The following is a 7,587-nucleotide window of genomic DNA, read 5'->3' as shown; positions in this document are numbered from 1 at the left end:
TGCTCCGCGTCCTGCCGCCGCTCCGCCAGCTCCATCGCCAACGCCGCCTGCGCCGCGAAGCCGCGCAGGGTGTCGACCTCCTGGTCGGTGAAGTCCCTGGTGTCCGTCTCGCGGGCGAGGAGCACCACACCGCGGATCTGGTCGCCGGCGCCGATAGGGACGGCGACCGCCGGGCCGAGGCCCTCGAAGCGGGGCGGCCCGGCGGTGACCCGCTCGTCCTGGGAGATGTCCGTACTGGTCACGGGGGCGCCGTTGGCGAACGCCTCGCCCGTGAGGGTGCCCCCGACGGGCAGGACGAGGCCGCGGTGCGCGTCGGCCTGCCGGCCGATGGCGAGCTCCACGGTGAGGGTGTCGGTGCCCTTGACGGGGGTGGACATCGCGGCGAGCGCCGAGCCGGTGATCTCCCGCGCGCGCTCGGCGATCAGGCCCAGCACGGCACCGGGCTCGCTGCCGGACATCAGGCTGTGGGTGACCTCGGCGTTCGCCCCCAGCCAGCGCTCGCGCAGCCGCGACTCCTCGTACAGCCGCGCGTTGTCGATCGCCACGCCCGCGGCGACCGCCAGCGTCGACAGGACCGACTCGTCCTCCTGGTCGAACTCCAGCCCGCCCCGCTTCTCCGTCAGGTACAGGTTGCCGAACACCTGACCCCGCACCCGGATCGGCACACCGAGGAACGAGTCCATCGGCGGGTGGTGCGCCGGAAAACCGTACGACGCCGCGTGCTCGGACAGCTTCGCCAGCCGCAGCGGCTCCGGGTGCCGGATCAGCTCGCCCAGGATCCCGTGCCCCTCCGGGTACGGGCCGATCTCCTTGATCACGTCCTCGTCGACGCCGATGGTGTGGAAGGCCGACAGCCGCCTGCCGTCCGGGCCGATCACGCCGAGCGCCGCGTACCGGGCGTCGACGAGGGTGGCCGCGGCGTCCACGATGCTGTAGAGCACCTGCTCCAGGTCCAGTTCGCGGCCGACGGAGAGCACCGCCTCCAGCAGGCTGTGCACCCGGTCCCGGGTGCCGCGGGCCGCGTCCAGGCGCGCCTGCAGTTCCTCCAGCAGCTCGTCCAGGCGCAGCTGCGGAAGCCGCATGCGCGCCTCCCCCGACTCCTCGGAGCTTCCCACCGACGTTCCTCCAAGCCCCTCTGACGTGCCCAAAGCCGTACGTCAGCCGTACTGCTCGGTAGTCACACTAACCGGTACGGCGGACGGATGGCATGGGTACGACCCGGGAGCACCGCGGCCTGCGGCGCGCCCAGGTGGGCGGGGGAAGTCCGGCGGGCCGGTGCGGCCCGTCGGCCGGGGATCAGCGGCTGAGGCGCGCCGGGGTCAGTGGCCGTCACCCCGCAGCCGGTCGCGCGCCTGGGTGGCGATGACGGCGGCCTGGATCCTGCGCTCCACGCCGAGCTTGGCGAGCAGCCGCGAGATGTGGTTCTTGACCGTCTTCTCGGCCAGGTAGAGGCGCTGGCCGATCTGCCGGTTGGTCAGCCCCTCGCCGATCAGGGCCAGGATCTCCCGCTCCCGGTCGGTCAGACCGGGCAGCGCGTCCGGCTCCTCCTCCTGCTGCTGGCCGCCGCGCAGCCGGGCCATCAGCTTGGTGGTGGCGCTCGGGTCGAGCAGCGACTGGCCGCGGGCGACGGTGCGCACCGCCGAGACCAGGTCCGAGCCCTGGATCTGCTTCAGCACGTAGCCGGAGGCGCCCGCCATGATCGAGTCCAGCAGCGCCTCCTCGTCGTCGAAGGAGGTGAGCATCAGGCAGGCCAGCTCAGGCAGGCGGGAGCGCAGCTCCCGGCAGACCGTCACGCCGTCGCCGTCCGGCAGGCGCACGTCGAGAACGGCCACGTCGGGGCGGAGCGCCGGGACCCGCACGAGTGCCTGCTCGGCGGTGGCGGCCTCGCCGACCACCGTGATGTCCGGTTCGTCGTTCAGCAGGTCGTGCACCCCACGCCGTACCACCTCGTGGTCGTCCATGAGGAAGACCCGGATCGGGGTCTCGGGGCCGGCCGGCTCACGGTCCGTCATCGGTCGCTCTCCTTGTGCTGTATTCGATCGCCAGGGGGAATCCTTCCCCGGAACGGGGACTGAAGGCCAGGGCCGGTCGGCCCTGTTTCCAGCTTTCCACGCCGGGACGGATACGCGTGTCCTGTGATCTGCGCAATTGCAAAATTCTGCAACTGCATACATGCTATATCCGTTCTGTACGGCGGAAGAGAGCCGAGGCCACCGCGCGATGACGTCCCCACTCAGCCGGGCCGGGTCCCGGCTCATGTCCCTGCTGCCCTCGCGGGCCGACCTGGCGGGGATGGGCCGCAGCCCGCGCCGGGACCTGCTCGCCGGCCTGACCGTGGCCGTCGTCGCCCTGCCCCTCGCCCTGGGCTTCGGCGTCTCCTCCGGCCTCGGCGCCGGGGCGGGCCTGGCGACGGCGGTGGTCGCGGGCGCGCTCGCCGCGCTGTTCGGCGGCTCCGACCTCCAGGTCTCGGGGCCCACGGGCGCGATGACGGTGGTGCTGGTGCCCATCGTCGGCCGCTACGGGCCGTCCGGGGTGCTCACGGTCGGGCTGATGGCCGGGCTGATGCTGGTCGCGCTGGCGGCGCTGCGGGCCGGGAAGTACATGCGCTACGTGCCCGCCCCGGTGGTGGAGGGGTTCACCCTCGGCATCGCGTGCGTCATCGGGCTCCAGCAGGTGCCGAACGCGCTGGGCGTGCCGAAGCCCGGAGGCGACCGGGTGCTGGTCGTCGCCTGGCGCGCGCTGGAGGAGTTCGTACGGCATCCGAACTGGACGGCCCTGCTGTGCGCCCTCGCGGTGGCGGCCGTGATGCTGGCCGGCGCGCGGTGGCGGCCGGCCGTGCCGTTCTCGATCGTGGCCGTGCTCGCCGCGACCGTCGTGGTGCAGGTGGCCGGGCTGAAGGGCGCGCGGCCGATCGGTGACCTGCCCGCCGGGCTGCCCTCGCCCTCGCTCGGCTTCCTGCACCCCGGCGCGCTCGGCTCGCTGCTCGCCCCGGCGGTGGCGGTCGCCGCGCTGGCCGCGCTGGAATCCCTGCTCTCGGCCTCGGTCGCGGACGGGATGACGGTGGGCCGCCGGCACGACCCGGACCGTGAACTGTTCGGGCAGGGCCTGGCCAACATCGCGGCCCCGCTGTTCGGCGGGGTGCCCGCGACCGGCGCCATCGCCCGTACCGCCGTCAACGTGCGCACCGGAGCCGGCTCGCGGCTGGCCGCCCTCGCGCACGCGGCCGTGCTGGCGGTGATCGTGTTCGCCGCCGCGCCGCTGGTCTCCCGCATCCCGCTGGCCGCGCTCGCCGGGGTCCTGCTGGCCACCGCGGTGCGCATGGTGGAGGTGGGCTCGCTGCGGGCCATGGCGCGGGCGACCCGCTCGGACGCGGCGATCCTCGCGCTGACCGCGCTCGCCACGCTCGCCCTCGACCTCGTCTACGCCGTCGTCATCGGCCTGCTGGTGGCCGGCGCCCTCGCGCTGCGCGCCGTGGCCCGGCAGGCCCGTCTCGACCAGGTCCCGCTCGACTGCGGCGACCACAGTGCCGAGGAGCACGCCCTGCTCGCGGAGCACATCGTCGCCTACCGCCTCGACGGGCCGCTGTTCTTCGCCGCCGCCCACCGCTTCCTGCTGGAGCTGACCGAGGTGGCCGACGTGCGGGTGGTGATCCTGCGCATGTCCCGCGTGTCCACCATGGACGCCACCGGCGCCCTCGTCCTGAAGGACGCGGTGGAGAAGCTGAACCGGCGCGGCATCGCCGTGCTCGCCTCGGGCATCCGCGCCGGCCAGCGGCGGGTCCTGGAGTCCGTGGGCGTGCTCGGCCTGCTGCACCGCGAGGGCGGCGAGTACGCGACCACTCCGGAGGCGATCGGGGCGGCCCACCGCCTGCTGGCGAGCCAGGGAGTGGTGGGCCCGGCCGGTCCGGCGCGGACCGCGCACGGAATTGCACATCTGCGCAATTCTTGATGTTGTTACTGCCTGCCGCGACGCACAGCAGAGCCGGGTCGAGCCGGCGGAGCCAGGACGAAGCATGGTGACCACGCCGCTGTACCAACTGAAGGCCGAGTTCTTCAAGACGCTCGGCCATCCCGCGCGCATCCGCGTCCTGGAGCTGCTGAGCGAACGCGAGCACGCGGTGGCCGAGATGCTGCCCGAGGTGGGCATCGAACCCGCCGCGCTCTCCCAGCAGTTGGCGGTGCTGCGCCGGTCCGGCCTGGTGGTCACCCGCAAGGAGGGCTCCACGGTCTACTACTCGCTGACCGACCCGCACGTGGCGGAGCTGCTGCGGGTGGCCCGCACGATCCTCTCCGGGGTGCTGGCCGGACAGGCCGAGCTCCTGGCCGACCTGCGGGCGGCTCAGGGCGGCCCGTCGTAGCCCGGGCCCGGCGCACGACGACCGGGGCCCCACCGCGCCTGCGGTGGAGCCCCGGTGACGGTCCGGCGTGCGGTCACCGCAGCCAGTGGTTGCGGCTGACGAGGGGCAGACGGGCCCAGATCCGGCCCAGTCCCCAGGTGGCGCCGGCGCCGGCGGCCGCGAGGGCGATCAGGGCGACGGCGTAGAGGACGTGGTAGTCGGCGAAGGGGTTCGTCGACATGCTCGGCGTGCCGTCGGCCAGGTGCTTGGCGGGCGGCCACTCGGCCATCCACATCAGCGCCATCATCGCGGTGCCCGCCACCGCGGCGAGCCGCAGCCCGATGCCCGCGATCAGCGCGACGCCGATGCCGAGGAGGCCGAGCATGAACAGCCAGTCGGCCCAGGTGTCGCCGGCCCAGGAGTGGAAGGTGCCCTTCATCGGTCCGGCGGCGACCGAGCTGAGGAAGCCCTTGGTCGGCGAGCCGCCGTCGATCCAGCCCTTGCCGGACGGGGTGGCGTAGCCGAAGCCGAACGTCTTGTCCAGGAACGCCCACAGGAAGACGAAGCCCAGGAGGATCCGGAGCCCGGCCAGGGCGTGGGCGGCGATCGAGCCGGTCACGGTCGTCTCCGAGGCCGCGGTGGCCGAGCCGGATGCCGATCCGGTGCGGCGGGGGAACGGCAGGTGGAAGCCGACGTGACGGTGGGAGTGGTCCTGCACGGCCATGATGTCCATCCCTTTCAGGGGATCTCGCGTGGTTGTCGGTCGCTCTCGGTGCGTTACCAATCTCCCGCAGCGGCGGCCGGGTGCGCAGGGACTGCGCGGCCCGGCCGCCGGGGCCGAACGTCCTTGTTTCAAGTACCCGTTCAGCCGTCCCAGGACCAGTCGGCCACCTCGGGCAGGTCCACGCCGTGCTCGCGGATGTACTCGTGGTGGCGCAGCCGGACGTCCTCCATGCGCTGGCGCACGGCGGCGGCGCGCACGGCGAGCCCGGGCACGCGGTCGATGACGTCCATCACCAGGCGGTAGCGGTCGAGGTCGTTGCCGACCACCATGTCGAACGGCGTGGTGGTGGTGCCGATCTCCTTGTAGCCGCGCACGTGCAGGTGGCGGTGGCCGGTGCGCCGGTAGGCGAGGCGGTGGATGAGCCACGGGTAGCCGTGGTAGGCGAAGATGACCGGCTTGTCGGCGGTGAACAGGCCGTTGTACTCGAAGTCGGTCATGCCGTGCGGGTGTTCCTCGCTGGGCATCAGCCGGGCGATGTCGACGACGTTCACCACCCGCACCGCCAGCTCGGGCAGGTGCCGGCGCAGCAACTGGGCGGCGGCCAGCACCTCCTGGGTGGGCACGTCGCCGGCGCAGGCCAGCACCACGTCGGGTTCCCGGCCGCCGTCCTCGGTGCCGGCCCAGTCCCACACCCCGGCGCCGCGCGCGCAGTGCACCTTGGCCTGCTCCATGGAGAGCCAGTCGAAGCAGGGCTGCTTCCCGGCGACGACCACGTTGACGTAGTCCCGGCTGCGCAGCGCGTGATCGGCCACGGACAGCAGGGTGTTGGCGTCCGGCGGGAAGTAGACCCGTACCGCCTCGGGGCTCTTGTTGAGGATGTGGTCGACGAAGCCGGGGTCCTGGTGGGAGAAGCCGTTGTGGTCCTGGCGCCACACGTGCGAGGTGAGCAGGTAGTTGAGGGACGCGATGGGGGCGCGCCAGGTCAGCCGGCGCGTGGTGCGCAGCCACTTGATGTGCTGGTTGACCATCGAGTCGACGATGTGCACGAACGCCTCGTAGCAGGAGAACAGTCCGTGCCGGCCGGTGAGGAGGTAGCCCTCCAGCCAGCCCTGGCAGGTGTGTTCGGACAGGATCTCCATCACCCGGCCGTGCCGGTCGAGGTGTTCGTCGACGTCGAGGGTGCGGGCCTGCCAGGCCTTGCCGCTGGCCGCGTAGACGGCCTGGAGGCGGTTGGAGGCGGTCTCGTCGGGGCCGACCAGGCGGAAGTCGCGCCGCCCGGCGGTGGACGCCATGACGTCCTCCAGCAACTCGCCCAGCACCCGGGTGGGTTCGTGCATGCTCGCGCCGGGCTTGTCGACCTCCACGGCGTACTTCTCCAGCGGGGGCAGGGGCAGTTCGCGCAGCAGCAGGCCGCCGTTGGCGTGCGGGGTCGCGCCCAGGCGCCGGGCGCCCAAGGGGACGCAGGCGAGCACCTCGGGGCGCGGGGCGCCGTGCTCGTCGAACAGCTCCTCCGGCCGGTACGAGCGCAGCCACGCCTCCAGCTGCCGCAGGTGCTCGGGGTTGTCCCGTACGGCGGCCAGCGGGACCTGGTGGGCCCGCCAGGTGCCCTCCACGGGCAGGCCGTCGACCTCGGCGGGGCCGGTCCAGCCCTTCGGGGTGCGCAGCACGATCACCGGCCAGCGTGGCCGCTCGGTGGCGCCCTCCTCGCGGGCGGCGCGCTGGATCGCGGCGATGCGGTCGAGTGCCGTGTCCATGGCGGCGGCCATGGCGCGGTGCACGGCGGCCGGCTCGTCGCCGGTGACGTGGATCGGGTCGTGGCCGTATCCCTTGAGCAGGTCGTCGAGTTCGGCCTCGGGGAGCCGGGCCAGCACGGTCGGGTTGGCGATCTTGTAGCCGTTGAGGTGCAGGACGGGCAGGACGGCGCCGTCGCAGACCGGGTCGAGGAACTTGTTGGAGTGCCAGGAGGCGGCCAGCGGGCCGGTCTCCGCCTCGCCGTCGCCGATCACGCAGGTCACGACCAGGCCGGGGTTGTCCAGGGCGGCGCCGTAGGCGTGCGAGAGGGCGTAGCCGAGCTCGCCGCCCTCGTGGATGGAGCCGGGCGTCTCCGGCGCGACGTGGCTCGGCACCCCGCCGGGGAAGGAGAACTGCTTGAACAGCCGGCCCATGCCCTGCGCGTCGCGGGTGATGTCGGGATAGGTCTCGGTGTACGTGCCCTCCAGCCAGGAGTTGGCGAGGACGGCGGGCCCGCCGTGACCGGGTCCCCAGATGCACAGGGCGTCCAGGTCACGGGCCTTGATCACGCGGTTGAGGTGGGTGTGGACCAGGTTCAGACCGGGTGAGGTGCCCCAGTGGCCGAGCAGGCGCGGCTTGACGTGCTCGGGCCGCAGCGGCTCGGTCAGCAGGGGGTTGGCCATCAGGTAGATCTGGCCTACGGCGAGGTAGTTCGCGGCGCGCCAGTGCGCGTCCAGCGTGGCGAGTTCCTCGTCCGTGAGCCCGGCGGGCGCCTGCTGGGGATCGACGGGCATCG

Annotated in this window: 6 protein-coding genes; 2 read left to right on the top strand and 4 right to left on the bottom strand. The window is 73.0% G+C overall.

Features of this window, described 5'->3' with window-relative positions; all coding sequences use genetic code 11:
- Together IE217_RS14250 and IE217_RS14245 are read right to left on the bottom strand one after the other, a co-directional pair.
- On the bottom strand, positions 1-1,082 hold a 1,082-nt coding region (locus tag IE217_RS14250; protein ID WP_373298015.1), incomplete at its 3' end, for a GAF domain-containing protein.
- 237 nt (positions 1,083-1,319) lie between these two features.
- The gene (locus IE217_RS14245; protein ID WP_190178195.1) at positions 1,320-2,012 is read right to left on the bottom strand and encodes a response regulator; all 693 of its coding nucleotides are present in this window, start codon (positions 2,010-2,012) and stop codon (positions 1,320-1,322) included.
- A 208-nt stretch (positions 2,013-2,220) separates the two neighbouring features.
- Between IE217_RS14245 and IE217_RS14240 the strand changes: the two genes are divergently transcribed.
- Positions 2,221-3,948, top strand: a complete 1,728-nt coding sequence (locus IE217_RS14240) for a SulP family inorganic anion transporter (protein ID WP_190178194.1) — start codon at positions 2,221-2,223, stop codon at positions 3,946-3,948.
- 67 nt (positions 3,949-4,015) lie between these two features.
- Positions 4,016-4,357, top strand: a complete 342-nt coding sequence (locus IE217_RS14235; protein WP_189705229.1) for an ArsR/SmtB family transcription factor — start codon at positions 4,016-4,018, stop codon at positions 4,355-4,357.
- A gap of 73 nt (positions 4,358-4,430) precedes the next feature.
- On the opposite strand, the gene IE217_RS14230 is transcribed toward IE217_RS14235, so the two are convergent.
- Entirely contained in the window at positions 4,431-5,060 is a 630-nt protein-coding gene (locus IE217_RS14230; protein WP_190178193.1) for a DoxX family membrane protein, read from the bottom strand.
- A gap of 140 nt (positions 5,061-5,200) precedes the next feature.
- Positions 5,201-7,585, bottom strand: coding sequence for a phosphoketolase family protein (locus tag IE217_RS14225; RefSeq protein WP_190178192.1), 2,385 nt, complete (start codon positions 7,583-7,585; stop codon positions 5,201-5,203).
- Positions 7,586-7,587 lie beyond the last annotated feature (2 nt).

Source organism: Streptomyces naganishii JCM 4654 (genome assembly GCF_014650575.1).
Classification (GTDB): Bacteria; Actinomycetota; Actinomycetes; order Streptomycetales; family Streptomycetaceae; genus Streptomyces; species Streptomyces naganishii.
This window is presented reverse-complemented; position numbering and strand designations above follow the sequence as displayed.

What these genes read in the sequence shown, in the direction of transcription:
- IE217_RS14245 (WP_190178195.1), bottom strand. Translation starts at nt 2,012, where the DNA reads ATGACGGACCGTGAGCCGGCCGGCCCCGAGACCCCGATCCGGGTCTTC.
- IE217_RS14240 (WP_190178194.1), top strand. Translation starts at nt 2,221, where the DNA reads ATGACGTCCCCACTCAGCCGGGCCGGGTCCCGGCTCATGTCCCTGCTG.
- IE217_RS14230 (WP_190178193.1), bottom strand. Translation starts at nt 5,060, where the DNA reads ATGGCCGTGCAGGACCACTCCCACCGTCACGTCGGCTTCCACCTGCCG.
- IE217_RS14225 (WP_190178192.1), bottom strand. Translation starts at nt 7,585, where the DNA reads ATGCCCGTCGATCCCCAGCAGGCGCCCGCCGGGCTCACGGACGAGGAA.